At 69.0% G+C, this 25,213-nt stretch carries 20 protein-coding genes; 6 read left to right on the top strand and 14 right to left on the bottom strand.

What is annotated here, in order from left to right:
- Positions 1 to 514: 514 nt before the first annotated feature.
- The 3 genes from ligD to EIZ45_RS16410 are packed head-to-tail and all read right to left on the bottom strand — an operon-like array spanning position 515 to position 3,779.
- Positions 515 to 1,528 (bottom strand): non-homologous end-joining DNA ligase, encoded by a 1,014-nt coding sequence (ligD, locus tag EIZ45_RS16400; RefSeq protein ID WP_134663512.1) that lies wholly within the window; start codon positions 1,526 to 1,528, stop codon positions 515 to 517.
- Positions 1,525 to 2,601, bottom strand: a complete 1,077-nt coding sequence (locus EIZ45_RS16405) for an ATP-dependent DNA ligase (protein ID WP_200864257.1) — start codon at positions 2,599 to 2,601, stop codon at positions 1,525 to 1,527. Before EIZ45_RS16405 ends, ligD begins: the two co-directional genes overlap by 4 nt.
- 41 nt (positions 2,602 to 2,642) lie before the next feature.
- Positions 2,643 to 3,779: a DUF1015 family protein gene (locus EIZ45_RS16410; protein WP_043830172.1), complete on the bottom strand. Its 1,137-nt coding sequence runs from the start codon at positions 3,777 to 3,779 to the stop codon at positions 2,643 to 2,645.
- Positions 3,780 to 3,866: 87 nt separating this feature from the next.
- On the opposite strand from EIZ45_RS16410, the gene EIZ45_RS16415 reads away from it, so the two are divergent.
- Positions 3,867 to 5,393: an MDR family MFS transporter gene (locus tag EIZ45_RS16415; RefSeq protein WP_043830174.1), complete on the top strand. Its 1,527-nt coding sequence runs from the start codon at positions 3,867 to 3,869 to the stop codon at positions 5,391 to 5,393.
- Here the strand turns inward: EIZ45_RS16415 and EIZ45_RS16420 are convergent.
- Together EIZ45_RS16420 and EIZ45_RS16425 are read right to left on the bottom strand one after the other, a co-directional pair.
- On the bottom strand, positions 5,390 to 6,274 hold the full coding sequence (locus EIZ45_RS16420) for a TIGR03854 family LLM class F420-dependent oxidoreductase (RefSeq protein ID WP_134663513.1): 885 nt from the start codon (positions 6,272 to 6,274) through the stop codon (positions 5,390 to 5,392). The genes EIZ45_RS16415 and EIZ45_RS16420 overlap by 4 nt on opposite strands.
- A gap of 62 nt (positions 6,275 to 6,336) precedes the next feature.
- A complete protein-coding gene (locus tag EIZ45_RS16425) occupies positions 6,337 to 6,783 on the bottom strand; it encodes a MarR family winged helix-turn-helix transcriptional regulator (RefSeq protein WP_043830178.1) in 447 nt (148 codons plus the stop codon).
- 104 nt (positions 6,784 to 6,887) lie between these two features.
- Between EIZ45_RS16425 and EIZ45_RS16430 the strand changes: the two genes are divergently transcribed.
- Together EIZ45_RS16430 and EIZ45_RS16435 are read left to right on the top strand one after the other, a co-directional pair.
- Entirely contained in the window at positions 6,888 to 7,283 is a 396-nt protein-coding gene (locus EIZ45_RS16430) for a DUF5313 domain-containing protein (protein WP_037814960.1), read from the top strand.
- A 12-nt stretch (positions 7,284 to 7,295) separates the two neighbouring features.
- Positions 7,296 to 8,225 (top strand): RluA family pseudouridine synthase, encoded by a 930-nt coding sequence (locus EIZ45_RS16435; RefSeq protein ID WP_043830181.1) that lies wholly within the window; start codon positions 7,296 to 7,298, stop codon positions 8,223 to 8,225.
- Here the strand turns inward: EIZ45_RS16435 and EIZ45_RS16440 are convergent.
- Together EIZ45_RS16440 and EIZ45_RS16445 are read right to left on the bottom strand one after the other, a co-directional pair.
- Complete coding sequence (locus tag EIZ45_RS16440; RefSeq protein WP_134663514.1) at positions 8,218 to 8,991, bottom strand: bifunctional 2-polyprenyl-6-hydroxyphenol methylase/3-demethylubiquinol 3-O-methyltransferase UbiG; 774 nt, start codon at positions 8,989 to 8,991, stop codon at positions 8,218 to 8,220. The two genes, EIZ45_RS16435 and EIZ45_RS16440, sit on opposite strands and share 8 nt — an antisense overlap.
- An 88-nt stretch (positions 8,992 to 9,079) precedes the next feature.
- Complete coding sequence (locus EIZ45_RS16445) at positions 9,080 to 9,685, bottom strand: polysaccharide lyase family 7 protein (RefSeq protein ID WP_167756467.1); 606 nt, start codon at positions 9,683 to 9,685, stop codon at positions 9,080 to 9,082.
- 137 nt (positions 9,686 to 9,822) lie between these two features.
- On the opposite strand from EIZ45_RS16445, the gene EIZ45_RS16450 reads away from it, so the two are divergent.
- A complete protein-coding gene (locus EIZ45_RS16450; RefSeq protein WP_043830187.1) occupies positions 9,823 to 10,401 on the top strand; it encodes a helix-turn-helix domain-containing protein in 579 nt (192 codons plus the stop codon).
- A gap of 41 nt (positions 10,402 to 10,442) precedes the next feature.
- Positions 10,443 to 11,069, top strand: coding sequence for an alpha-ketoglutarate-dependent dioxygenase AlkB (locus EIZ45_RS16455; protein WP_037814952.1), 627 nt, complete (start codon positions 10,443 to 10,445; stop codon positions 11,067 to 11,069).
- 180 nt (positions 11,070 to 11,249) lie between these two features.
- On the opposite strand, the gene EIZ45_RS16460 is transcribed toward EIZ45_RS16455, so the two are convergent.
- Complete coding sequence (locus EIZ45_RS16460) at positions 11,250 to 12,527, bottom strand: cytochrome P450 (protein ID WP_167756468.1); 1,278 nt, start codon at positions 12,525 to 12,527, stop codon at positions 11,250 to 11,252.
- Between the two features lie 252 nt (positions 12,528 to 12,779).
- Between EIZ45_RS16460 and EIZ45_RS16465 the strand changes: the two genes are divergently transcribed.
- Positions 12,780 to 15,875 (top strand): AAA family ATPase, encoded by a 3,096-nt coding sequence (locus tag EIZ45_RS16465; protein ID WP_134663515.1) that lies wholly within the window; start codon positions 12,780 to 12,782, stop codon positions 15,873 to 15,875.
- Between the two features lie 351 nt (positions 15,876 to 16,226).
- Here EIZ45_RS16465 and EIZ45_RS16470 read toward each other — a convergent pair whose 3' ends face one another.
- The 6 genes from EIZ45_RS16470 to EIZ45_RS16495 all read right to left on the bottom strand — a co-directional run bounded on the left by EIZ45_RS16470 (position 16,227) and on the right by EIZ45_RS16495 (position 24,976).
- Positions 16,227 to 17,072 (bottom strand): ABC transporter permease, encoded by an 846-nt coding sequence (locus tag EIZ45_RS16470; protein ID WP_134663516.1) that lies wholly within the window; start codon positions 17,070 to 17,072, stop codon positions 16,227 to 16,229.
- A complete protein-coding gene (locus tag EIZ45_RS16475) occupies positions 17,069 to 18,052 on the bottom strand; it encodes an ATP-binding cassette domain-containing protein (protein ID WP_134663517.1) in 984 nt (327 codons plus the stop codon). Before EIZ45_RS16475 ends, EIZ45_RS16470 begins: the two co-directional genes overlap by 4 nt.
- Positions 18,053 to 18,075: 23 nt before the next feature.
- Complete coding sequence (locus tag EIZ45_RS16480) at positions 18,076 to 18,645, bottom strand: NADPH-dependent FMN reductase (protein WP_037814941.1); 570 nt, start codon at positions 18,643 to 18,645, stop codon at positions 18,076 to 18,078.
- A gap of 1,137 nt (positions 18,646 to 19,782) precedes the next feature.
- On the bottom strand, positions 19,783 to 20,670 hold the full coding sequence (locus tag EIZ45_RS16485; RefSeq protein WP_134663518.1) for an ROK family protein: 888 nt from the start codon (positions 20,668 to 20,670) through the stop codon (positions 19,783 to 19,785).
- Entirely contained in the window at positions 20,667 to 23,543 is a 2,877-nt protein-coding gene (locus tag EIZ45_RS16490; RefSeq protein ID WP_134663519.1) for a beta-mannosidase, read from the bottom strand. Before EIZ45_RS16490 ends, EIZ45_RS16485 begins: the two co-directional genes overlap by 4 nt.
- Positions 23,540 to 24,976, bottom strand: coding sequence for an APC family permease (locus EIZ45_RS16495; RefSeq protein WP_134663520.1), 1,437 nt, complete (start codon positions 24,974 to 24,976; stop codon positions 23,540 to 23,542). Before EIZ45_RS16495 ends, EIZ45_RS16490 begins: the two co-directional genes overlap by 4 nt.
- Between the last annotated feature and the right edge of the window lie 237 nt (positions 24,977 to 25,213).

Here is a 25,213-nt window from a genome sequence, read left to right on the forward strand (position 1 = left end):
CTTGTCAAGGCGGGAAAGATGCCTTGACAAGCACCCTCAGACCGCAGAAGAGCTTCGTATCGGGGTGCGGGGGTGGTGTGGGTGCACCGAACGTTGGGTGCATCGGCGGCGGTTTGCTTGAGGTCGGGGCTAGCGCCCCAATGTGGCATTGGGTGCATGTGACGCACCCAACGTGGCGTTCGGTGCGTGGGACGCCCCCAATGTGGCGTTCGGTGCGTGGGACGCACCCAATGCCGCATTGGGGCGGTATCCCGAGCGGGCGGCGCGGCGGGCGAGCCGAGGTCCGCGAAGGGACCCTCACGGACCGGCCGAGCTGGTCGTGAGGGGAACCCTGACGGAATCAGATTCCCTCAGGGTGGCCCTCACGCACGCGAAAAAGCCGTGAAGGGCTCCTTGAGGGAATCCAAGTCCGTGAAGGAGCCCCTCACGGCCCGCCGAGGGTCGTGAGGGGAACCCTGAGGGAATCAGAGTCAATGAGGGGAACCCTCACGGACTTTCCTGCTGACTCGCGGAGTCACCCTTCGGCGGGGGTCTTTTTCGCTCTGCTTGGTGCGACTCTGGGCGGTTCGTTCGGCATCTTCGGGTACACGGGCGGCCACGGCGCGTCCATCAGGCCGCTGGCCAGATCTTCCCGGGACATCTCCAGCAGCGCTTCGATCGATTGCGGCCGATCGTTCGCACCAGCCCACGGATCTCCCCGTTCCGCGACCAGCGCGGGGACCGTCGACAGGGTCAAGGCGTCCGGTTCCACTGTCGCCAGTTCGTCCCAGGAAATCGGCGTGGAGACCTGTCCGCCGACCCTCGGGCGCACGCACCAAGCGCCGAAGACCGTTTTATACGGGGCGTTCTGGTTGAAGTCTACGAAAACTCGCGAGCCGCGTTCTTCCTTCCACCATTGTGCGGTGATCAGGTCGGGATGCCGCCGTTCCAACGCCCTTGCCAGCGCCACCGCGGCGGCCCGCACTTCGTAGCCGTCCCAGCGCGGTTCCAGTATCGAATACAGGTGCAGGCCGCGCGAACCGGAGGTCTTCACGTAGACCTCGATTCCCAAGTCGGCGAGGAATTCCCGCACGAGAACCGCTGCCTCGCGCAGTTGCGGGAACCCGATTCCGGGCGACGGGTCCAGGTCGATGCGCAGTTCGTCCGCGATTTCCAGTGCTGCCGCGCGGTTTGGCCACACGTGGAAGCCCAGGCAACCCTGGTTGACCGCCCACAGCACGTGGGCCAGGTCTGCTGCCACCAGTGCGTCGCTGGTGGTGCCGTTGGGTGTGGAAACGACGGCGGTGGTCAGCCAAGACGGCGCGTTCTTGGGCGTGCGTTTTTGGAACCACGATTTTCCGCCCGCGCCGTCCGGATAGCGTTCCAGCAGCAGGGGGCGGCCGCCGAGTCTAGCTAGCAAAGGGCCTGCGACAGCTTGGTAATAGCGGACGAGATCGAGCTTGGTTTCGCCTCGTTCCGGGAAATAGACCTTGTCGGGGCTGGAAATGGTCAGTTCTACGCCGTCCAGTTCCAGTGTCACCCCGCTCATCGGGCCTCCCCGAACAGATCCGCCAACTCGGCAGGCGGGGCTTCGTCCAGTTGCGCGTAGGTGCACGATTCCGGCGTCCGGTCCGGGCGGAAGCGCACCAATCGCCCGCCATGGCGGAAGCGGCCGCCTTGGAGATGTTCGTAGCGGACTTCGGCGACCTGTTCCGGGCGCAGCGGTTCCCATGACAGGTCCTTGTCCGGAGCCCACCGGCTGTTGGCGCCCGGCCGGCGCACCTCGTCGGCCTGCCATTCCGCCCAGGTGCGCCACGGATGCCCGTCGAGCGCGTTCTCCCGCCACGGGGCCAGCTCCTCGACCAGCTCCCGGCGCCGCGCCGCGGTGAAGCTGCTCGCGACGCCGACGTGGTGCAGCGAACCCTCGTCGTCGTACAGCCCGAGCAGCAGCGATCCGACGCCCTTGCCGTCCTTGTGCCACCGGAAACCCGCGACGACACAGTCCGCGGTGCGCTCGTGCTTCACCTTCAGCATGACGCGTTTGTCCTGCTCATACGGCAGATCGGCGGGCTTCGCCATGACGCCGTCGAAGCCCGCGCCCTCGAACCGGGTGAACCAGTCCTGCGCGGTGTCCGGATCCGTCGTGAGCGGCGTCAGGTGCACCCGCTGCAAGCCGGTCGAAGGCGCGAAAATGCCCTCCAGCTCCCGGCGCCGCTCGGCGAACGGTTTCTCGGTCAGGTCCCGGTCGCCGAGCGCGAGCAGGTCGAACGCGACGAAGCTGGCCGGGGTCTCCTCCGCGAGCTTCCGGACGCGGCTGGCCGCCGGATGCAGCCGCAGCTGCAACGCCCCGAAGTCCAGCCCGCGCGGCGTGACCAGCACGATTTCGCCGTCGACGACGCATTTCTCCGGCAACGCGTCGCGCAGCAGCTCGACCAGCTCCGGGAAGTACCGGGTGAGCGGCCGGTCGTTGCGCGAACCCAGTTCGACCTCGTCGCCGTCGCGGAACACGACGCACCGGAAGCCGTCCCACTTCGGCTCGTACCAGAACCCGCCGTCGCGCGGCACCTCGTGCACAGCTTTGGCGAGCATCGGCCGCACCGGCGGCATCAGCGGTAACTCCACCTGCGCGATCCTAAGCGGAACAGACGCTGACCTGCACCTTTTTACCAGCGCGCCAGCACCAGCCCGCCCTGCGGCTTCGGCGTGAAGTACGTGGCCTTCCGCGGCATCCGCCGTCCCGCCGCGTGCACCGCCTGCACTGTCTCGAACGGCACCGGGGCCAGCTGCACCACCGCGTCCGCGCTCGGCGGAACCGGGCTGCCCGGCAGCAGCGGGCGCACGTGCGGACCGTCCGGGTCGAGGCCGAGCGCCGAGCCGAGGAGCGTCTGTTCCACGACCTCGTGGTCGATCACCAGCGGATCCGCCGCAGGCAGCCGCACTCGCAGCACGCGTGAGCCCGCCTGCACGACGGCCGTGCCGGGGCAAGACGGCGGGGTCGCGTCATCCGACCAGGTCACGTCCAGCCCGGCTTCCTGCCAAGCCGCCAACAGGCTCTCCGCGGAGTGCCCGGTACCGAGGAGCACGCGGTTGATCGCCCGGATCTCCAGCTGCGAACCCGCCGTGACCAACGCCAGCAGCTGACCGCTCCCCGCCGCGGCCGCGACGCGATGATTCCCGTCCGCCACCAGCAAATCGCTCGCCGACGCGGCCTCCAGCAGCCGTTCCTGCATCTCCCCCGGCCGCACCACCCACAGCTCGTGCGCCAGTCCTGCCCGGTCCACAGTGGACACATCAGGATCCGCCGAACTCGCCGCTTCCTTGACCGCCGCGGTCAGCTCCGCGGCGTCGCCGACCGGCACGAGCAGGGCGGCGCTCGTCGCGCACCCGAGGCCGTCCAGCACAGCCGCGCGCTCGGCGACCACCTCCGGATAGACCTCCTCGGTGTGCTTCACGTGCGCCTGGCCCGAGGTCAGCTCCCGGACGTCGACCACGCACAGCACGCCCGCGATGGTTTCGCCGATCCGGTAAGCCGCGACGAACCCGGTCTCCGGCCGGTAATGCCTGGTCAGCAGCCGTTCGAGCGTCGCCCGCGCCTCCGGCAGCGCCGCTTCGACGTCCAGCCCGGCCGCCAGCGCCGCGGGCGTCCGCGCCGGATGCTGCGCGGCCAGCAGCGTGTCCCCTTCCGCCGCCGCGAGCGCCCTCGTCACCGCCTCCGGTTCGGCGAACTCGTCGACATCCGGGCCCGGTACCGCGCCCTGCACGACCCAGCCCCGGCCGATCGGCCGCACCCATCTGTCCATCCCTCCATGATGACGGCCAGGCGAACACCCGGGCACCGATCGATCGGCTGGGGAATGCTTGCCGGGGCGAAGGAGTTTATTCCCGGCATGGGTAGCACGAGCAGTCCGCCCGCGGCGAAACGCGCCGCCGTGGGCCTTCGATCCGAGCGGGGACCCGTTCTCGCCGCCGTCATGCTGAGCACCGGCCTCGTGGCCCTCGACAGCACCATCATCGCCACCGCGGTCCCCTCCGTGGTCCGCGACCTCGGCGGGTTTTCCCAGTTCCCGTGGCTGTTCTCGATCTACCTGCTCACCCAGGCGGTCACCGTGCCGCTGTACGGCAAGTTCGCCGACGTCCTCGGCCGCCGCCCGGTGATGTTCTTCGGCATCGCCGCGTTCCTGCTCGGCTCGGTGCTGTGCGGGGTCGCGTGGAGCATGCCGGTGCTGATCGCGGCGCGCGCGGTGCAGGGCATCGGCGCGGGCGCGGTCCAGCCGATCAGCATGACGATGGTCGGCGATCTGTACACGGTCGAGGAGCGCGCCCGGGTGCAGGGCTACCTCGCCGGGGTGTGGGCGGTCGCTTCGGTGATCGGGCCGACGCTAGGCGGCGTGTTCGCCGAATACCTCAGCTGGCGGTGGATCTTCTTCGTCAACCTGCCGCTCGGCGCGCTCGCCGCGTGGATGCTCTACCGCAAGTTCACCGAGCAAGTGAACCGAACGCGACACAAGGTCGACTACGCCGGCGCGACCCTGCTGACGCTCGGCTGCGCGCTGCTGATCCTGGCCCTGCTGGAAGGCGGGGTCGCGTGGAGCTGGACGTCGGCGCCGAGCCTGGCGATCTTCGCCGTCGCCGTCCTGATGCTGGTCACGTTCGTGCTGGTCGAACGGCGTGCGGAGGAACCCGTGCTGCCGCTGTGGGTGTTCACGCGCCGCACGCTGATCGGCGGGAACCTGGTCGCGCTCGTCACCGGCGCGGTGCTGCTCGGCTTCAGCTCGTTCCTGCCCACCTACTCCGAGGGCGTGCTCGGCACGGACGCGCTCACCGCGGGCTTCGCGCTGGCCGCGCTCACGATCGGCTGGCCGATCGCGGCGTCGCTGTCCGGGAGGATCTACCTGCGGATCGGATTCCGCGACACCGCGCTGATCGGCACCGGATTCCTGCTCGTCGGGACCGTCATCGCGACGTTCCTCGGCCTGGACTCGGTGGTCTGGACGGCCGCGGCGGCCGTGTTCGTGGTCGGCATCGGGCTCGGGCTCTCCTCCAGCCCGACAGTCGTGGCCGTGCAGTCCACCGTCGGCTGGGAGCGCCGCGGCGTCGTGACCGCGACCAACATGTTCAGCCGTTCGCTGGGCAGCGCGGTCGGCACGGCCATCTTCGGCGCGATCGCCAACGCGACCCTCGCGGGACGGTTCGCGAACCCGCCCGCGGAGGTCGCCGGACACCTGCCGCAGAGCGTCGACGCCACCAGCCGCATCCTCAGCGGAACGCACCACAACTCACCGGCGACGGCGTACGTGCGCGAATCGCTCGCCGGGGCCACGCACAACGTGTTCCTCGCGATCGTCGCCGTCTCGGTGGTGAGTGTCGTCGCGCTGCTGCTCATGCCCCGCAAGACCGAGCAGCTGACGTTCTAGTTCTGCAGCGGCACGAGTTCGCGCACGAAATCGTCGAGGAACTGCCGGTAGTCGCCGGAGTATCCCGGCCGGACCACGAATTTCGTGAGTCCGGCCTCGACGTGTTGCTCGATCATCCGGCGCGCCTCGGCCCAGCTGGTGGGCACGAGATCGGTCGCCGGACGGCCCGGATTGCGCTGCTGCGCCACGGCGCGCAGCCGTTCCGGGATCCCGTGCAGCGCAAGGACCATGCTCAGCCCGAAGTGGTCCGATTCGATCTCCCGGCCGGCTTCGGCGGCGGCTTCCTGGATCGCCATCCGCGCCGCGCGGGACTGCTCGGGAGTGTGGAAACTGCCGAGCCATCCGTCGGACAACCGGCCCGCGCGACGTAACGCGGCAGGCGCGGCCCCGCCGACCCAGACGTCGAGCCGCTTCGCCGGACGCGGCCCGATCGTCACGCCGTCGACCTGGAAAAACTCGCCGTCGAAGGACACGTTGTCCTGTTCGAGCAGCAGGCGCAGCAGCGCGAGCGACTCGTCGAAAACCGCCGCGCGCCGGCCTTCCGGCACTGGGAACAGCGCTCGTTCCGCAGGCTGCGCGGGCAGCAGGCCGAACACCGGGAGCACCCGTTTCGGAGCCAGCCCGGCCAGCGTGACCAGCTGCTTCGCGACCAGGACCGGATTCCGTCCAGGCAGGATCGCCACGCCCGTGCCCAGCTTGAGCCGCTCGGTGCGGGCGAGCGCGTGCGTCATGCCGATCAACGGGTCGACATCCGGCGAATAGACCACCTCCGACAGCCACAGCGAGTCGACGCCCGCTGCCTCCGTCAGCTCGGCCAAACCGGTGAATTCCGTCGGCCCGGTCCCGAGTCCCGGAGCCACCCCCACCCGGATCTTGTCCACGCTCGCTCCGCTCTGTCGGCACGTTCCCCTCGACAGAACCGGATCCCGGCGCGAGTTCTTCCTTATCCGGCGGTCGCTTCGATGACCCGGCCCAGCGCGGTGTGCAGCGCCTCCAGTTCGGAGACCTCCATGCCGAGCCGCTCCACGACGCGATACGGGATTTTCTCCGCCTCGACGCGCAGCTCCCGGCCCTTCTCGGTGAGCTCGACGGTCAGCTGGCGCTCGTCGGCCCGGCTGCGGCCTCGAGTCACGTATCCGATCGCTTCCAGTCGTTTGAGCAGCGGAGACAGCGTCGCGGGCTCGTGCCGCAACGCGGTGCTGAGGTCCTTCACCGACCGCGGCGACTGCTCCCACAGCGCCAGCATCACCAGGTACTGCGGATGAGTCAGCCCGTGCGGCTCCAGCAGCGGCCGGTAAATCGCGATCACGCTGCGCGAAGCGACCGACAGCGCGAAGCACACCTGCCGGTCGAGCTTCAGCGGGTCCTCGCCAAGGTCGATCTCGGCCACTCGTCCTCCTCGTGCTCGGGCCCACTCTAGCGCGGGCTGCACCACACTATTAGTTAGTGTACTAATCATTAGGGTACTGTTGCCGTAGACCCCGAGGAGGAACGATGACCGACCGGCCCGGCGTTCTCCGCTGGTTCGCCTATGCCGTGAGCGGGCGGCTTCCCGAGCGCTACCGCGACTGGCTGCTGCACGACGCGACGTCCAAGCACTGGAAGGCCCGGCACGTCCTGCGCGCGACGGTGGGCATCGCGCCGCTGTGCCTGGTCTGGCTTCTGCTGCCGGCGCCGCTCGGGCTGCGGCTGGCGATCGTGCTGATGGCCGCGCTGGTGTCGTACTTCTACTCGTGCGCGTACATGGAAGAAAGCATCGACCACCGGTTGTCCCGCAACGGTTTCCCGCCCGGAACCGGCAAGCGCGTCCGGCGCGAGAAAGCCGCCGAGGCCAACGCCGAGGCGACCGCCCGCTACATCGCGGCCTACCGGCAGAACTCCGCCGACTAGACTCGGGAGCCGATGAGACGCAAGCGCCCGGCCCCGATCCCGCCTCGGCACGGCCTAGACCCGGCACGGCTGCGGCTGCCCGAAGAGGGTCCGTGGACGACGCTGCTGGAGCACCTGGTCGAACGCCTGCCCCGGGTCTCCCCCGCACGGATCGAGGAAATGCTGCACGAGCAGCGGATCCACGGCGAGGACGGTCCGCTGGGAATCGACGCGGCGTACGTCCCCGGTTCGTTCATCTGGTTCCACCGCGACCTGCCGGACGAGGTCCCGGTGCCGTTCGACGTCACCGTCCTGCACCGCGACGACCACCTGCTCGTGGTCGACAAACCGCACTTCCTGGCGACCATCCCGCGCGGACGGCACGTGCTGGAAACCGCGTTGGTGCGCCTCCGCCGTTCGCTGGACCTGCCCGCCCTCTCCCCCGCCCACCGGCTCGACCGCGTGACGGCGGGGCTGGTGATGTTCGTGATCACGCCGTCCGCGCGCGGGGCGTACCAGACGATGTTCCGCGATCGGTTGGTGCACAAGGAATACGAGGCGATCGCGCCATACGATCCGTCGCTCGAGCTGCCCCGGACGGTGCACAGCAGGATCGTGAAGGAACGCGGCGTGCTGGCCGCGCAGGAACTTCCCGGGCCGCCGAACGCGGAGTCCACAGTGGAGCTTCTCGAACACCGGGACGGACTGGGCCGGTATCGCCTCACGCCCGCCACCGGACGCACGCACCAGCTGCGGGTCCACATGTGTTCTTTGGGGATCCCGATCCTGGGCGACGATTTCTATCCGGAACTGCACGAGAAACCGCTCGACGACTTCACGAAACCGTTGCAGCTGCTGGCGAAAGTGCTGGAATTCGACGATCCGCTGACCGGTGAGCACCGCCGGTTCACCAGCCGCCGGACGCTCACAGCGTGGGATTCGCTCGAAGAATGGGCTAGTTGACCGCTGTCGCGAGGAAATGCGCGCTGGCGTTGATCAAGAGCGGGTCCTGTTCGACCAGCCGGGCACAGCGGAGGGCCGCGTCCACGCGCGCGTCGAATTCCTCGATCCCGGCCACGTCCAGCGCGGGCCAGGCCGGGCCTTCCACTCCGTACACGGAAATCCCGTTCATGCCAGCGGTTTCCAGCTCATCGCGGAGCTCGTCGGCGGTGTGGAAATGCGCGGGCACGAAGCCGACGTGACCGTCGTAGCTGCCCGTATCGAGCAAGGCTCTTACCGCCGGGGTCATCTGTTCGGTGAGCCGACCATTGGTTCCGGTCTCCATGGCCGAGAGATAGCGGCTGATCGCAGCGGCGAACAAAATGCCGCCCGGACGAAGAACGCGACGGGCTTCGGCAAGCGCCTGCTGGCGGTCACCGGATTCGGTCAAATGGTAGAGCGGACCCATTAACAGCACGACGTCCGCACTGTTGTCCGGCCATGCCAAAGCTCGCGCATCGCCGACTTCCGCGGTGACGCCTTCGATCCCGGCTGCCGCTGCGACGTGCGTGGCCACCGGATCGACTACGTGCACCGAATGTCCGTCCGCGGCCAGCCATCGCGCGTGCACCCCGGTCGCCCCGCCGACGTCGAGGACTCGCTGCCCGGTCGCCGGGATCGCTCTGCGCACGAGTTCTTGGGTGCGCTGGAATTCCAGCCTGCCGTGCGGCGATCTGACGAGCCGCGTGTCCTCGGAGGTCTCGGTGTCGTAGTGCTCAGCCAAAGTCATGCGCGCAACAGTGACCGAGTTTCTCTGCAGAGGCAACGGAATTCCCGCCGGACGGGTGCCAGGCGGCGGCTGGCACCCGCGCGGGCGATCACCTGGTCCAGAACTTGATTCCGCTCCACTGCACGGTGATCGGCCCCGCCCCGCTCGCCGTCCGGTACGACCCGAACTTGTCGTAATAACTACCCGATGGGCTGTCGTCGGTCTGCTTCAGCGAGCCGTTGATGTATACCTTGTGGGAGCTGCCCACTTGATTGATCGTGTTCACCCGCACCGAGGTCCCGACCGTCGCGCCGGTCGCCACCGTCTGGCCGTTCTCGACGGTGTAGAGGCGGCCGCCCTTCTCCACCGCCAGCAGGAAGTACGGCCCGGCGTTCGAACCGTCGCGGAACGTCTGCTTCAGGCTGATCCGCGAACCGCCCATGCTGGTGATCTTGAAGGAGCCCTCGAACTGGTGCGCGCCGCCGGTGTAGGTCTCGTAGCGGCGCTCGGCGCGCTGTTCGCCGCTGCCGTCGGAGCAGGTCAGCTTGAAGGTGAGCCCGCTGATCTGGCCGCAGCCCTTCTGCTGCTCCTTGTACCCCGGCGACCAGGATTTCCAGGTGCCGCCGCCGACCTGGGCGTCCGCGACCGGGGCGAGAATCGCGAGCCCGCACACCGCCGCCGCCAGTGCTCCGCCGATCCGGGTTCTCGTGCGCACGTGCCAACCTCCGTGGAACTCAGGGCGGCGGTAGCGGTACAGGTCCAGACCACTGGCTGATCACTGTAGGTCCCCGGCCGGTCGCGGACAAGAGCGCATCCCTTGACGACTTTGTTTGTCACTGCTTGGCTCAGGGAATGCAGGACGTCGAAGTGATCGAGGACCCCGCCGTCGCGGCGGCCGCGCTGGACCCGGTGCGCGCCCGCCTGCTGGCCGCGCTGACCGAACCGGCGTCCGCCGCGGCGCTGGCCGCGCGAGTGGGCCTGACCAGGCAAAAGGTCAACTACCACCTGCGCGCGCTCGAATCGCACGGCCTGGTCGAACCGGCCGGAACCCGGCAGTGGGGCGGCCTCACCGAACGCCTTTTCGCCGCCACCGCCAGCGCCTACCTGGTCTCCCCCGCCGCCCTCGGCGCCGCCGGTTCCGCCCACGTGAAGGCGGACCGCCTATCGGTGAGCTACCTGCTCGCCGTCGCCGGCCGAACCCTGCGCGAAGTCGCTGGCTTGGCCCGCCGCGCGGCTCGCGCAGGCAAACCGCTCTCGACGCTGACCCTGGACACGGAGATCGCCTTCGCGTCCGCCCGCGACCGGTCGGCCTTCACCGACGAGCTGACCACCCTGGTAACCGACCTCGTGTCCCGCTACCACAACGAATCCGCCCCCGACGCCCGCCTGCACCGCCTCGTCGTCACCGCGCATCCCAAACCCGCCGAGTAGTTCGCCCGAACAGGTGTTCGATCGTCGTGTAGCTTGGAGGCATGAGTCAGGCATTTCAGGGCTCGCTGTTCGGTGCCAGCGGGCCGGCCACGCTGGGTTCGCTGTCCGGCGTGCAGCGCACCGAACTGGGTCAAGGCGCGTGGATCGACGTGCTGCCCGGGTGGCTCGACGGCTCGGACGAGCTGTACGAACACCTGGCGGCCGAGGTCCCGTGGTACGCGGAACGCAGGCAGATGTACGACCGCGTGGTCGCCGTGCCGCGTTTGCTGTGCTTCTACCGGGAACACGCGCCCTTGCCGCACCCAGTCCTCACCGAGGCCCGGGAAGCCTTGACCGCGCACTACGCAGCTGAACTGGGCGAACCATTCCGCACGGCCGGACTCTGCTACTACCGCGACGGCCAGGACAGCGTCGCCTGGCACGGCGACGACCTGGGCCGCGGCCGTACCGAAGACACCATGGTGGCCATCCTGTCCGTCGGAGCCGCCCGACACCTGGCCCTCCGCCCACGAGGCGGCGGCGACTCAGTGCGGTACCCACTGGGCCACGGAGACTTGATCGTGATGGGCGGGTCCTGCCAGCGGACCTGGGAACACGCGATTCCGAAGACGTCCCGCGCGGTGGGGCCGAGGATCAGCATCCAATTCCGGCCGAGAGGGGTGCGATGAGAAGCCGATGATGACGGTGCCGCGAGAGAGCGGCGGGACTGGGCTGGGCTCGGTTCGACCACGCCACCTCACCGGTCACGAATGCGCTGCCGGTGCGACCCCAGCCGCACGAGACCCGCGTCCCAGTCGGCCCGCCCGAGGCAACCACCCGAGCCACCCCGGCCGTCCAGCAATCCGGAGTCAGTCCACCAGCACCGGCAGCGAATCGAGCCCGTACACGATCGACACCTTCCGGAACTCCAGCTCCTCCGGCTGCACCGCCAGCCGCAGGTTCGGGAACCGCCGGACCAGTGCCGGGTACGCCGCCCGCAGCTCCATCCGGCCCAGCTCCGCGCCGATGCACCGGTGGATCCCGTACCCGAACGCCAGGTGCGAGGACGGCTCGCGGGTCGGGTCGAAGCGGTCCATGTCGCCCTTGCCGAGCACCGGGTCGCGGTCCGCGACCGACAGCGACACCAGCACGATGTCGCCCTCGCTGATGTGCACGCCCGCGATGTCCATGTCCTGCTTCGCGAACCGCGGGAACGCCATCTGCACCACCGTCAGGTAGCGCAGCAGCTCCTCGACGAACCGGTGCACCGAATCGTCGTCGCCCCGGACCGCCTCGAACGCTGCCGGGTCGCGCAGCACCACCAGCGCGCCCAGCGCCAGCATGCTCGCCGTGGTCTCGAGGCCGCCGGTGAGAATGCCGTCCGCGAGACCGGCGAGCTCGCGGTCGTCGATCTCGTCGCCGTGCTCCTTGATCAGCATGCCGAGCAGGCCGTCGCCGGGCTGTTCGCGCTGCTTGCGCACGATCTCCAGCAGGTACCCCAGCGACTCCGAGATCGCCCCCAGCGACGCGCCCGCGCCGCTGAACAGGTCGAACCGCGCGGTGCTCAGCCGCTGGAAGTCGGCGCGGTCCTCATAGGACACGCCGAGCAGCTCGCAGATCGTGAGCGACGGGATCGGCAGCGCGAACTGCTCCCACAGGTCCACCGGCCCGTCCGCCGCGGCCATCGCGTCCAGCTGGTCCGCGACGATCTCGTCGATCCGCGGCGTCAGCCGGGAGAGCCTGCGCATCGTGAACTCGGGCGTCAGCAGCTTCCGCAGGCGCGTGTGGACCGGCGGGTCGGCGAATCCGAGGCCGCCCGGGTTCTGGTCCTCGGTGACGCCCGCGTTGCCGACGAGGTTCGTGAAATCGTTGCTGAACTCGGCGCCCTTCCCGAGGACGGCCTTGGCCTCCTCGTAGCCGGTCACGAGCCAGGCGTTCATCCCGAACGGCAGGTCCAGCTTGCTGATCGGCACCTCGCCGCGCAGCCGGCCGAGGTCCGGAACCGGGTCGAGGCCCTGGCGGCGCAACGGCTCCAGCGCCGAATCCGGCAGCAGCGCCATCTTCTCGAGATCGAAGCCGCGCTTCTGCTGGCGGGCGATGTACCTGCGGCCGGCCCAAGCGAGGACGCGCGAACGAATACTCCCCATGGCGGCGACAGTACCGCAACCACCCCTTCCGCCGGTCCCGGGCGGAGACGCCCGTCACCCTGTGACCAGCGCGAGTCCACTGTGGACTCCCGTCACCCGGCCAGGTGACGGGTTCCCGGAATTGTCAGACCCCCCGGACAGAATGGCCCGCATCGGCAGCGACCTGCGTGACCAGCCGGTCGCAGCCGGTGAAAGCACGCGACGACGAGGCGAGTCCCGTGAGAGGCTCGGAGAGAAAGGGAGGAACCGGACATGACTGCGGCGCTGATCGGGCGGGCTCACCCCGCCGCGACCTTGCGTGCGCAGCTCTCGCGCGCCACCGCCAGCCACGGCGGCCTCACCCTGGTCACCGGGGAGGCCGGAATCGGCAAGACCACGCTGGTCAGCGCACTGGCCGACGACGCGCGCGAGGCAGGCGCGCTCGTGCTCGGCGGCACGTGCTGGGAGTCCGGGGCCGCGCCGGGCTACTGGCCATGGGTCCAGGTCATGCGCTCATTGCGCCGGGAGGCCGCGCCGCACGAATGGGCCGTCGCCAGTTCGCCGACGCTGTCCGCGCTGCTCGGCGAATCCCCCGAACAATCGGCCGACGACGGGTTCCAGCTGCCCGACGCGGTCACCCGCGCGCTGGTCACGGTGGCCCAAAACCGCCCGGTCGTCGTCATCCTCGACGATTTGCACTGGGCCGACCCGGCGTCGCTGCGGCTGCTCGAATTCGCGGCCCGGCACACGTGGTTCGAACGGCTGCTGCTCATCGGCACGTACCGCGACGTCGAGGTGGACGCGCCCAGCCATCCGCTGCACGAGCTGATGCTGCCGCTGGTCGCGAAAGCAACCACGATCACGCTCACCGGCCTGGACGAAACCGGGGTCGCCGAGCTGATGATCCGCACCGCGGGCGCGGAGCCGGGCGCCGAACTGGCCGCCGACGTGCAGCGCCGCACCGGCGGCAACCCGTTTTTCGTCGAGCAGACGGCACGGTTGTGGCGCAGCGGGAGCACAGTGTCCGCGGTCGCGCCCGGAGTCGCGGACGCACTCCAGCGGCGGCTGTCCCTGCTCCCCCGCCCAGTCACCGATCTGCTCACCAACGCCGCGGTGCTCGGCCGCGAGTTCTCGCTCCACCTGCTCGCCGCCACCGCCGGTGCGCCCGCCGCACAGGTCGACCACCTGCTCACCCGCGCCGTAGCCGCCCGGCTCGTGATCGCACTCGGCGAAGGCCGCTTCTCCTTCGCGCACGACCTGGTACGGGAGTCGAGATACGCCGAACTGACGCCCGCCGAAGCACAACGCCGCCACGCAGCGGTCGTGCGCGCCGGTGAACACACCCCGGCCCTGGTCGGCGTCGCCGAACGCGCCCGGCACGCCTACCTCGCCCATACCGACCTCGACCCGAAGCAAGCAGTCCGGCTATTGCTCGCCGCGGCCAAAGACGCAGGCGCCCGGATGGCCTTCGAGGAATCCATCGCGCACCTGCGCCGAGCCCGCGAACGAGCGGCGGACAAACGCAGCCAAGCAGTCGTCGCGCTGGAATTGGCCACCGCACTGTGGCGCTTCGAGGTGAAAGACGAAGCCTGGTTGCTCTGCGAGGAAGCCGTCGCCCTGGCTCGCCAAGAAGACAACGCGAACCTCCTAGCCCGCGCCGCCCTCACCCTGTCGAAATTCAGCACCGGCGGCGTCCGGCACGAGTTCACCGTTCAAGTTCTCCGCGAAGCACACGAAAAACTGTGCGGCGGCAACGCGGCCGAACCCCTCTCGCTGGACCGCATCCGGCTGGAACTCACCGCCCGCGCCACGATCCTCGCCCGCAACGACGAGGACGACGACGCGCTGGCATTCACCTTGTGGGCCAGACACGACGCGATCTGGGGCCTGGGCAGCGGCGCCGAACGCGAACGGCTCACCGACGAACTCGCCGCCATCGCGCGGCGCACCGGCGACCGGGAGAACGAGTTCTTCGCAGCCTCGCTCAAGTGGGTCGCGATGCTGGAACAGGGAGATCCGCGGTACCTGGACCAATTCCACCTGTTCCAAGGGATCGCCGACGAAGGCGTGCGAGCCGCGAAACTGGCGGAAGCGATCGACCGCAGCATCATCTGCACCTTCCGCGGCCGTTTCGCCGAAGCGGACGAAGCACTCGAGGAAGCACTGGCCGCCCCGGAAATCTTCGGCAGCAACGACTACGGCTACCTGCCCGACCAATTGCGCTGGAGCGCGCTGCTAGTGCAAGGCCGCTTCGCCGAAGCCGCTGAACTCCCCGCCAAAATGGCCGACACCGGCTTCCCGCACCCAGCCCTGCTGCGCACCCTCACCGCGGCCCTCGCCGGCGATGCCGCCACCACCCGGCACGAACTGTCCGAAGCACTCGCAGACGGCCCATACGCCCGCGTCTTCACCCCGCTGTGGCTGCGCTGCCAAGCCCAAGCCGCCGTCGTGCTGAAAGACCGCGCAGCAGCCGAACGCTTGCTGCACGAGCTTTCCCCACACGCCGGAGAATGGCTGGTCTCCTTGTACGGCTGCGAACTGAGCGGCCCGGTGGACCTGTGGACCGGCCTGCTGCACAAAACCCTGGGCGATCACGAAACAGCCGCCGCCCATTTCACCTCCGCCGCCCGCTCCGCAGACCGGCTGCGCGCCCGTCCGTGGGCCGTCGAAGCCCGCAACCACCTGGCAAGCACATTGCTGGGCCTAGGCGACACCGACCGCGCCACCGCCTTAGCCGATGCCGTCACCGCAGAAGCCGCCGAACTGGGCCTGCACCACATCACCGCCCACCCCCGCCCCGCGACGCCGCCACCACCTGCCGCCACAAACGAATTCCACCGAACCGACGCGGTCTGGACCCTGCGCTTCGCCGACCGCGAAGTACGCATGCCAGACGCAAAAGGCCTGCGAGACTTGAACTTCCTGTTGAGCAGACCAGGCACCGAGATCCCCGCCGCACAACTGCTCTCCCCCGACGGCGGCCAAGAATCCGAAGCCGCCCGAACTTTCAGCGGCGACCCGATCCTGGACGACACCGCGAAAGCCGCCTACCGCCGCCGCCTGGAGCACCTGGACGAAGCCATCGACGCCGCCACCCTCCGCGGCGACGACGCGAAAGCCGCCACCTTGGACACCGAACGCGCCGCCCTGCTGGACGAACTCCGAACGTCGACTGGCCTGGCCGGCCGAACCCGCCGCCTCGGCGACGAAACGGAACGCGCCCGCAAAGCCGTGACCGCCCGCATCCGCGACACCCTCCGCAAACTGACCGACCTCCACCCGGAACTGGCCGACCACCTCCGCCACACCATCACGACCGGCTCGTCCTGCAGCTACCAACCGGAGACGCCTATGGCCTGGCGCTTGTAACCGCCGGTGCGTCCTGCCGCGACCAGGCCGGGCACCGGGGAAGGGAAAGAAGGGAAAAGTGCCCCGGCGCGGCGAGCAGACCGAGCGGAACCACGACTGCTTGGCAGTCACCAGATTCGGTGTTGTCGCTGAGGAAATGCGACGCAGCGGGACTGGCGTCAGCTGCATCGCGGCCTCACCCAAGTGTCGGCCACGTGTCGGCCACGCTGCGCATCGACACCCTTTCCCGATTCCAGCGCTGGATTCCGGCCGTCCGCCGATTCTCCTACGTCCTCTCCCCCGCCGCCTAAAGCCCCGGCCTGTCCGGGAGGCCGTCCGGTCCGCGACCGCACGGCCTCCCGCCAAGCAGAGTCACTTTCGGTTGTACAGCCGCATTGTCAGCGTCCCGAACACCGCGGTCAGCGCGACCGACGCGATCAACGTCCACGTGATGGCACCGCCGTCCCAGGTGCCGGACATCATCGAGCGCACTGCCGTTACCAGGTGGCTGATCGGGTTGGCCGAGACGCCGGCTTGGAGCCAGCCGGGCATGGTGGACGGGTCGACGTAGATGTTGCTGAGGAACGTCAGCGGCATGATCACCATCATGCTGACGCCCATCACCGATTTCTCGGACCTCAGCAGCAGCCCGAACATCGTCCACACCCACGACAGCCCGAACGAGAACACGAGCAGCAGCAGGACTCCCGCGGCCACGCCGCCGACGCCGCCGTCCGGGCGGAAGCCCAGGATCAGGCCTACGACCATGATCACCACGGACGCGATCAAGTACCGCAGCACGTCGCCGAGGAGGTAGCCGACCATCGGGGCCGGCCGCCAGATCGGGAGCGTGCGGAAGCGGTCGAACACGCCCTTCGCGATGTCGGTGTTCACCGCGACGCCGGTGTACATCGTGATCATCACGACGCTCGACGCGAGGATGCCCGGCAGGAAGAACTGCAGGTACTGCGTCGGCGAACCGGCCAATGCGCCGCCGAACAGGTAGGTGAACATCAGCGTCATCATGATCGGGAACGCGGTGACGTCGAACAGCTGCTCCGGCACGTGCTTGATCTTCAGCACCGCCCGCCAGCCGAAGGAGAACGACGCGGACAACGCGCTCGGCCGCGGCGGGCGTTCGGTGGCGAGCAGGACCGCGGTCAGCTCGTCCGGTTTCGGGGCCGCGAGGTCGAGATCGGGTTCCTTGACGGTGGTCACGCCGCCTCCTCGGTGGCTGTGCGGGCGGTGAGGGCCAGGAAAACCTCGTCGAGGCTGGGCTGGCCGAGCGAGAACGTGTCGACGGTGACGCCTGCCTTCGCGAGTTCCGCGAGAGCCCGCGACGCGCGATCGGCGGCGGCTTCGTGCGCGTCCGACGACAGCCGCGCGGTGATCGCGACCGGGTCGGGATCCAGTTGCACGGTGGCGGACAGCGCGCGTTCCAGCACTTCGGCGGCGGTCGCGCGCTGGTCGGCGTCCCGCAGTCGCAAGTGGACGGCGCCGACTCCGACCGAGGATTTCAGCTCGCCCTTGGTGCCCTCGGCGATGACGCGGCCGTGGTCGATGACCGCGATCCGCGACGCCAGTTGGTCGGCCTCGTCGAGGTACTGCGTGGTGAGCAGGACGGTGGTGCCCTGCGCGACGATCGCGCGGACGATGTCCCACACCTGATTGCGGCTGCGCGGGTCGAGGCCGGTGGTCGGCTCGTCGAGGAACAGCAGGTCCGGGGTGTTGAGGATGCTCGCCGCGATGTCGAGCCGGCGGCGCATCCCGCCGGAGTAGTTCTTCACCTGCCGGCGCGCGGCGTCGGTGAGCCCGAACGCCGCGAGCAGCTGAGCCGCCCGATCGCGCGCGGCGGCGGTGCGATGTCCCAGCAATTTGCCGAGCAGCACCAGATTCTCTTGCCCGGTCAGGTCTTCGTCGACCGAGGCGTATTGGCCGGTGAGGCTCACCCGGCTGCGCACGGCGTCCGCCTCGCGCACCACGTCGTGGCCGAACACCCGCGCTTCGCCGCCGTCCGGACGGGACAGCGTGGCAAGCATCCGGACAGTGGTGGTTTTGCCCGCGCCGTTGGGCCCGAGGACGCCGTACACGGTTCCGGCGGGCACCACGAGGTCGACCCCGTCGACCGCCCGGGTCTCGCCGAACACTTTGACGAGCCCGGAAGTCTCGATCGCCGGTTCCCCGGCAGCGTTGCTCATGTCTTGTCCTTCCCCTCAGTTCTTCATCCGCGATACGGCCGCGCGCGCCGGCCGTCGCGCAGCGCGAGGCCCCACCAGAGCAGTTCGTCCAGCAAAGCAGAGGCCGCGTGGCCTGCGGATTCGCCGTGCGGACCCGCGCCGGGGTCGCCGCATTCGTGCTCGAGCAGGTCGAGACACACCGAATCCCGCACCGTCGCCGTGTGCAGTTCGGTGAAGACATCCCGAAGATGCTCCACCGCGTAGCGGCCGCCCGCGCGGTAGCCGTAGGAGACGAAGCCGACCGGTTTGGCCCGCCACTCCTCGTACGCGCAGTCGATCGCCTGCTTCAGCGACGCCGGGAAGCTGCGGTTGTACTCGGGCGTGACCACCACAAACGCCTCGGCCGCCGCGATCCGCTTCGCGAACCCGGCCATGCCGGCCGTCGGCTCGGCTGGCAACCGGGCCGGGATCGCGAACGTCGCGAGGTCGAGCACGTCGAGCACCACCCCGCCGTGCCCGGCGGCCCGCTCGACGAACCATCGGCCGATCTCGCCGCCGACCCGGCCCTCCCGGGTGCTGGCGACGAGCACGGCTACCCGCAGCTCCTCGTCCACACTTCTTGGGCGCCAGATCGGTGCGCGGTGCTGCCAGGTTCGATCTAGCGGGCGTTTTGGCTGGTCAGGGGCCCGGTGAGAGGGGCGAAGTGCGTGGCGGGAGGGCGGGGGAAGGAGCGCGAGATGCGGTCTGGCGGGTTAGGGGGCCGGGCTGCGCGACCTACGGGGGCACGAGGCTCGCTGAGTGCGAACGGATGCTGGCCGAGCCTCGGACGAGAAGGAACGGGCGGCGTCGACGGAGGTGCGAGACGCGATCTGGCACGGCTAGCGGCTGGGCAGGTTCGGCGAATTGGAGCGCGTGGCAACGCTACGGGGTGGGGGCAGGCTCCTGGCCGCGCCGCGCCGCGGTTCTCGTCAGCCGCAACCACCCACGGAGCTCGCCGTGGGAGCGTGAGCGCGGGGCATCGCCGTTCGAAGCTGGCCAGAGGGGTGGCGGAAACGCGGGACCACTGCGCCTGGCGAACGCCGCAGGCAAGCGCGGCTGGGGAATTCGGCTAGCAAACAGCTCCTAGCCCGCCGCAGCTGGCAAACACCGCAGACAGAGGCGGCTAGCCAACGCAACCAGCCCAGCGCGACCAGCAAACAACCAGCCCGCTACAGCTGGCGAACGCAGCTGCCAAGTGCCGCAGGCAAACACAGCCAGCCTGCACGGCAAACGGATTCGAGCCCGCCGCAGCAGGTGAACCACAGCTGGCAAACCCAGCCAGCCCAGGGCGACTAACAAACAGCCGCCTGCCTGCCACAGCTGGCGAACAATGCCGCCAAACGCCGTAGGCAAACACAGCCAGCCCAGCACGGGCGAGCGAACGGCTCCGAGCCCACTGCCCTGGCGGCCGCGGCTGGTGAGCACAGCTGGCAAACCCAGCCAGCTCAACGCGCCTAACGAACAGCCGTCAGCCCGCCACGGCTGGCGAACGCAGCTGCCGAACAGTGCAGGCAAAAGCAGCTAGCCACTCCAACCAGGCCCAACGCGTCTAACAAACAGCCGCTAGCCCGCCACAGCTGGCAAACAACGCTGCCAAACCCAGCCAGCCCAGCGCGGCTAACAAACAACCCACCACAACCGGCAAACAAGCCAACCGATTTGGTACCCGTGACCGGCGAAGCGTCAGCCCTACCCCGCCGGTCACGGAAGTCTCACTCTCGCAACGCCAAAGCCACCGCGCCCAGCAGTGAAGCGTCCTGGTCGAACCGCGCAGGCACCAGCTCCGGTGGGAACGGCACCGCAGCCGTCAGGCGTTCTCGTAGGGCGGGTAGCAGCACATCAGCCGACCGGACCAACCCGCCGCCCACTGCGATCCGGGCGGGGTCGAAGGCGATGGCCAGGTTGGCGACGTGCATGGAGAGCTCGTCCAGCGCCGAAGCGACCAGTTCCTTGGCCTCCGTGTTCTCCCGCGCCAAGGCGAACAGCTCCCCCGCCGTGACCGGGCGGCCGAGCAGCGCGGTTGCCCGCGTGCCCAGCCACCGGCCTCCGACGGCTTCTTCCAGTGGCGCCGCTCCGCTGGCGAATCCGTCGGCGTCTTGGGGGGTGCGCAGGTTGTACCCGATCTCCCCGGCCGCCCCGTTCGCGCCGGTCAGCAGGTGGCCTCCGACGAGGACCGCGGCGGCGATTCCCGTGCCCAGGGAGAGGAAGACCGCGGGGTCGGCTCCCTTCAGCGTGCCCCAGGTCCATTCCGCCAGTGCCGCGGCTTTGGCGTCGGTGCCGACCGCGATCGGAACGTCGGGGAAGGCTTCAGACACCAGGTCGGCCAGGTGGAGTTCTTCCCAGCCGGGCACGTTCGGGGCCAGCAGGATCCGGTCTGGCAGCACGATTCCGGGACTGACCACGCCGATCGCGGTCAGCGGAGCGCCGGCGACCAGCTCGGCGGCGGCGGCCAAAGCTCGCGTGACCACCTGTTCGGCGCCTGCTTCGGCGTCGGTGTCCAGGCGGCGCGTGGCCAGCAGGGCGCCGGTCCGGTCGGACAGACCCAGCGCCACTTTCGTGCCGCCGAAGTCGATGCCCAGGATCAGGTCTTCCGATGTCACTCGCGGGTCCCCTCGATGACCGGCGGGACAGCCTCCTGGCCGTCCCGGTGCGGACCGGCGGGCACCACGACCCTGCCGGTGTTGAACCCGTCGACGCTGACGGTCGGGGCCGCGCCGTGGAGGTCGGCGGCCCGGTAGCGGACAGTCAGCGTCTGCGACTGGCCCGGCCACAACGTGATGTCGTTGTCGTCCCAGGTCGCGGCCGGCAGCTGCGACCCGTCCGCGGAGCGGCGCAAGTCCGCGCGCAGGAAGAAGCTGACCGCGGAGGTCTTCGACGTGTTGGCGATCGTGACCGTGGTCGCGGTGTCCGTGCCGTCCGGGCCCCGCGAAGGTCGGGTCGAGGCGGTCACACTGACCTGCGACTTCGGCAGATCGCGCAGCGCGGTGAGGTCGCTGTACTGGCTCATCGTCGCCTGCGGGTTCTGCAGCGTCTTCGCCCAGTCGACCACGTCCTTCTGCGTCGACATCCAGTAGACGTTCCGGTCCACGACCTTCCCGCCCTGGCGCACCTGCAGTTCCACGAAGTACACCTGCGCCTTCGCGGGAGCCTTAGTCTCCGCCGGGACCTTCGGCTTCAGCAACCCGGTCGCGACGCCCTGGCTGTCCAGCGAAACCGCCGGAGCGGTCTGGTCGTCGAGGACCTTGCCCGCGGTGTCGTAAACCTTGGCCTGGACCGAAATCCCGTTCTGCCGCGCGGCACCCAGGTTGGACAGCGCGACCGTGCCGGTGTCATAGGTGTACAGCGCGTGCAACGGCTTGTTCGCCTTCTGCGCACCGAAATACGCGCCCGGCTGGTCGCCGTCGTTGTTGTACAGCGACCACAGCAGGGTCGGCCAGCCCTTGTTCAGCTGCCAGTACACCACGCCGGTCGACGGGTTCTTCTTGTCGTTGGCGTGCGCGAGGAACGCCTCGAACTGGGAGCGGGTGTTCTCGTAGTTCGCGATCTGCGCGGATTCCACATAGGACTCCAGCGAATCCCATTTCCCGTACCGGTGCGCGATCGACTCGTCCAGGGTGTACAGCGTGCCGAACTTGTAGCCGCCGTGCCCGGATTCGTAATTCGCGTGGTACTGGTTGTACGCCGGGTCCTGCCACAGCTTCGCCTGCTCCTCCGGCGACAGGAACCGCCGCAGCGAATCCAGCGTCGGCACGGTGTGCCCGGCGCTCTGTTCGCTCGCGAAACCCCAGGCGCCGCCCGCGTTCGTGCGGCTCGGGTCGGTCTTGTCGAAGGTCGAGGAGTCGTACCAATAGGTCGGCGGGACCCAGTCGTACGGGCCTTCCTTCTCCCCCGACGGACCGAGCGTCTTGGTGCTCTTGTACTCCGCCGACGCGATCACCGGCACGTCCCAGTCGGCCGCCTTGAACGCGCTCAGCGTCTCGGTTTCCTGCCGCGGGATCGGCTCGTTGTCGCTCCAGCCGTAGGTGATCACGCTGGGATGGCTGCGTTCGGCCTGTGCGATCGAATACGCGGAATCGTGCATGATCCGGTAGTCGCGGTCGGTCAGTTTCTCCGGATGCTCCGGCTGCCAGGCGTCGCAGCAGAGGAATCCGCCGAGCACCAGCAGTCCGGCGCGGTCGGCCTGCTCGTAGAAGTCCGCGGGCATGTCGTGGCCCTCGAGCCGGACGCCGGACAGGCCCATGTTCTTGATCAGCGCGAGCTGGTGCGCGATGTCGGCCTTGTCGTAGCGCAGGAACAGGTCCGGCGCGAAACCGCCGCCGCGGAACACGAAATCGCGGCCGTTGACCGCGAACTTCCGCGCGCCGTCCGGCAGCGCCGGGGACTTGCCGATCAGCTTCGACGTCACCGTCCGGATCCCGAACGTCTCCGATGACGACGTCGACACCGCGCCGTCCTGCGAAACTGTCGTACCCAAGGTGTACAACGGCTGTGCACCCATCGAGTACGGCCACCACACTTGCGGCTTCACGATCTTCAACTGCGGGAATTTGGCCGGCGTGAACGTCACGGTTTGCTTGGCGTGCGCGGGAATCGTGACGTTCTGCCGCACCACGATCGGCCGCCCGCGCCCCGGCGGTGTGACCGTCGCGGCGACCTCGCCGGTCTGCGGCGTGTCCGCGTTGTTGGTCACGTCGACCTTCGCGGTCAGCGATGACGTCGACAGATCCGCCGCGTTGTCCTGCACGACATGCGCGTTGTCGCCGCTCAGCGCGTCCGACAGCTGCAGTGTCGGCGGGAACTGCAAGCCGGTGTTGTTGTCCGGCACGATCTGTGCCCAGTCGGCCTGGTCGAGCGTGTACATCGAATTCGGGTCGTTCGGGTACATCTTGACCGCGAGCGTGTTCCTGCCCGGCCGCAGGAGTTTCGTGACGTCGAAGGTGTGGCCCGCGTACGCGCCGCTCACCACGTCCTTGCCCGCGACGAGCGTGCCGTTCAGCCACACGTCGCCCTCGCCGACGACGCCGGGGATGGTCAGCTTCGCGTTCTTGCCTGGCCGGAAACCGGGGTTGAAATCGGTGCGGAACCACCACGGGTCCTTGAACTGCTTCGTGGTGACCGGTCCGCGCTTCGCCTGGTAGCCGAAGCATTTGCGCATGTTGTCCGAGTAGAACACGTTCGGGCATTTGCCGTTCTGCACCAACGCGTTGATCTCGGTGCCCGGTGCGCCCGCGTCGTCCGGCTTCACCTTCAACCAGCCGTGCGTCGGGTAGCCAGGCCTCGACACCGCCGTGCCGCCGTCCTTGACCTGCGCGGTGGTCAGCACCTGCCAGCCGCCGAGGCCGATCGTCGACTGCCCCTGCGGACGCGATGCCACCGATTCCGGCTGCTGCGCGGAAGCGGTACTCGACACGGCGGTCACCACGCCGGGGACGAGGACGAGCGCGGTGATCCCGGCGATCAGCGGCTTCCTCACGACTCCACCCCCGCGGCCGGTTGGGACGCGAACGCCTCGCGGATTTCCTTGGGGCCGAACGGCCACACCTTTTCCTTCGAGGCGTAGATCAGGAAGGCGAGGACGCCGAGGACGATCCAGGCGACCGAAAGCCAGATCGAAAGCCAACTGGCCGACACGTAGACGTAAACCCACCCGACGAGCGCGATGATCGTCGGCACCGGATACAGCACCTGCCGGTAAGGCCGCTTGAGGTGCGGCTGGCGGCGGCGCAGCACGACGATCGCCGCGACCTGCGCCAGAGACTGGATGATCACCAGCACCGTAACCGCCGCGTTGATGACGTCAGTCAAGGTGAACAGCGAACCGATCGCCGTGATGACGCCCATCGCGAGCACGCCCGCGGTCGGGAGGTTCAGCTTCGGGTGCAGTTTGCCGAACACCGGCAGGAACACCTTGTCGCGCGCGGCTTCGAACGGCACCCGCGACCCGCCGAGCAGCCCGGCGAACACCGAACCGACCGCGGCGATCACGATGAAGACGGTGACGATCTTCGCGGTCACCGAACCCCATGCCTGCTCGAGCACCGACGACGCCACCGACGTCGCGTTCTTGATCGACTCCAGCGGCTGCGAGCCGAGAACGCCCACCTGCAGCAGGAAGTAGAGCGTCATGATGCCGAGAATGGAGAAGATGATCGACCGCGGGAGCGTGCGGCCCGGGTTGCGGACCTCGCCGCCGAGGTACGCGCTCGTGTTGTAGCCGAGGTAGTCGTAGACGGCGATGACGAGGCCCGCGCCGAGACCGGACCAGAACGCGCCGCCCGAGCCGAAGGCGCCCGGGGTGAAGTCGAACGCCTGGTGCGCGTCGAAGTGCGAGAAGGCCGCGATGATCACCGCGAAGACGGCGAAAAGCATGATCAGGAACAGCGCGGTGGTGAGCTTGCTGATCTGGCCGATCCGGCGGAACAGCGCGAGCACGATCAGCACGACGAGGCCGATGCCGATCACCTTGCCCAGCGGGGTGACGCCGCCCGCGTCGGTCACGCCCGGCACCAGATAGCCCAGGTACTGGACCAGCCCGATGATGCCGGTGGACATGATGAGCGGGATGAACAGCACCGCGCTCCAGGCGAAGAGGAACGGCATCAGCCTGCCGGTGCGGTACTGGAACGCTTCGCGCAGGTAGATGTAGGTGCCGCCGGCCCCGGGCAGCGCGGCGCCCAGTTCGGCCCACACCAGCCCGTCGGCGAGCGCGATGATCGCGCCGATGATCCAGCCGAACATCGCCTGCGGGCCGCCCATGGTCGCGACCATCGCGGGGATCGTGACGAACGGGCCGATCCCGCACATCTGCGTCATGTTGATCGCGGTCGCCTGCAGCGGCCCGATCCGGCGTTCGAGACCGTTCCCCGGAAGGGTCGCGGAGTCCCCCGGGCGGGTGGGTGAGCTCACGTCGTGCCTCCATCCAATAGTTAGTAAAGCTTCTTAACATAAGAGGAACGGGGTGCGGAAGGGCTGCGTCCGGAAAGTTGCCGAAACCGGTGCGGGAGTGGGAGAAGGGGACGGTGGGGCGCGGGTCCCGCAGGCACGGCTCCTCGCGACACGGGCGGGCGCTCCGGCGGGATGGCGCCGCTGACCGGGAGCCGTGCCGAGCGAGCGGAAAACCGGCTGACGGGCGGACCGCGCGAC

Origin of the sequence: Amycolatopsis sp. CFH S0740, from assembly GCF_004522315.1 — a bacterium.
GTDB classification, from domain to species: domain Bacteria; phylum Actinomycetota; class Actinomycetes; order Mycobacteriales; family Pseudonocardiaceae; genus Amycolatopsis; species Amycolatopsis nivea.

What these genes read in the sequence shown, in the direction of transcription:
- ligD (WP_134663512.1), bottom strand. Translation starts at nt 1,528, where the DNA reads ATGAGCGGGGTGACACTGGAACTGGACGGCGTAGAACTGACCATTTCC.
- EIZ45_RS16410 (WP_043830172.1), bottom strand. Translation starts at nt 3,779, where the DNA reads ATGGACAGATGGGTGCGGCCGATCGGCCGGGGCTGGGTCGTGCAGGGC.
- EIZ45_RS16415 (WP_043830174.1), top strand. Translation starts at nt 3,867, where the DNA reads ATGGGTAGCACGAGCAGTCCGCCCGCGGCGAAACGCGCCGCCGTGGGC.
- EIZ45_RS16430 (WP_037814960.1), top strand. Translation starts at nt 6,888, where the DNA reads ATGACCGACCGGCCCGGCGTTCTCCGCTGGTTCGCCTATGCCGTGAGC.
- EIZ45_RS16435 (WP_043830181.1), top strand. Translation starts at nt 7,296, where the DNA reads ATGAGACGCAAGCGCCCGGCCCCGATCCCGCCTCGGCACGGCCTAGAC.
- EIZ45_RS16440 (WP_134663514.1), bottom strand. Translation starts at nt 8,991, where the DNA reads ATGACTTTGGCTGAGCACTACGACACCGAGACCTCCGAGGACACGCGG.
- EIZ45_RS16450 (WP_043830187.1), top strand. Translation starts at nt 9,823, where the DNA reads ATGCAGGACGTCGAAGTGATCGAGGACCCCGCCGTCGCGGCGGCCGCG.
- EIZ45_RS16455 (WP_037814952.1), top strand. Translation starts at nt 10,443, where the DNA reads ATGAGTCAGGCATTTCAGGGCTCGCTGTTCGGTGCCAGCGGGCCGGCC.
- EIZ45_RS16460 (WP_167756468.1), bottom strand. Translation starts at nt 12,527, where the DNA reads ATGGGGAGTATTCGTTCGCGCGTCCTCGCTTGGGCCGGCCGCAGGTAC.
- EIZ45_RS16465 (WP_134663515.1), top strand. Translation starts at nt 12,780, where the DNA reads ATGACTGCGGCGCTGATCGGGCGGGCTCACCCCGCCGCGACCTTGCGT.
- EIZ45_RS16475 (WP_134663517.1), bottom strand. Translation starts at nt 18,052, where the DNA reads ATGAGCAACGCTGCCGGGGAACCGGCGATCGAGACTTCCGGGCTCGTC.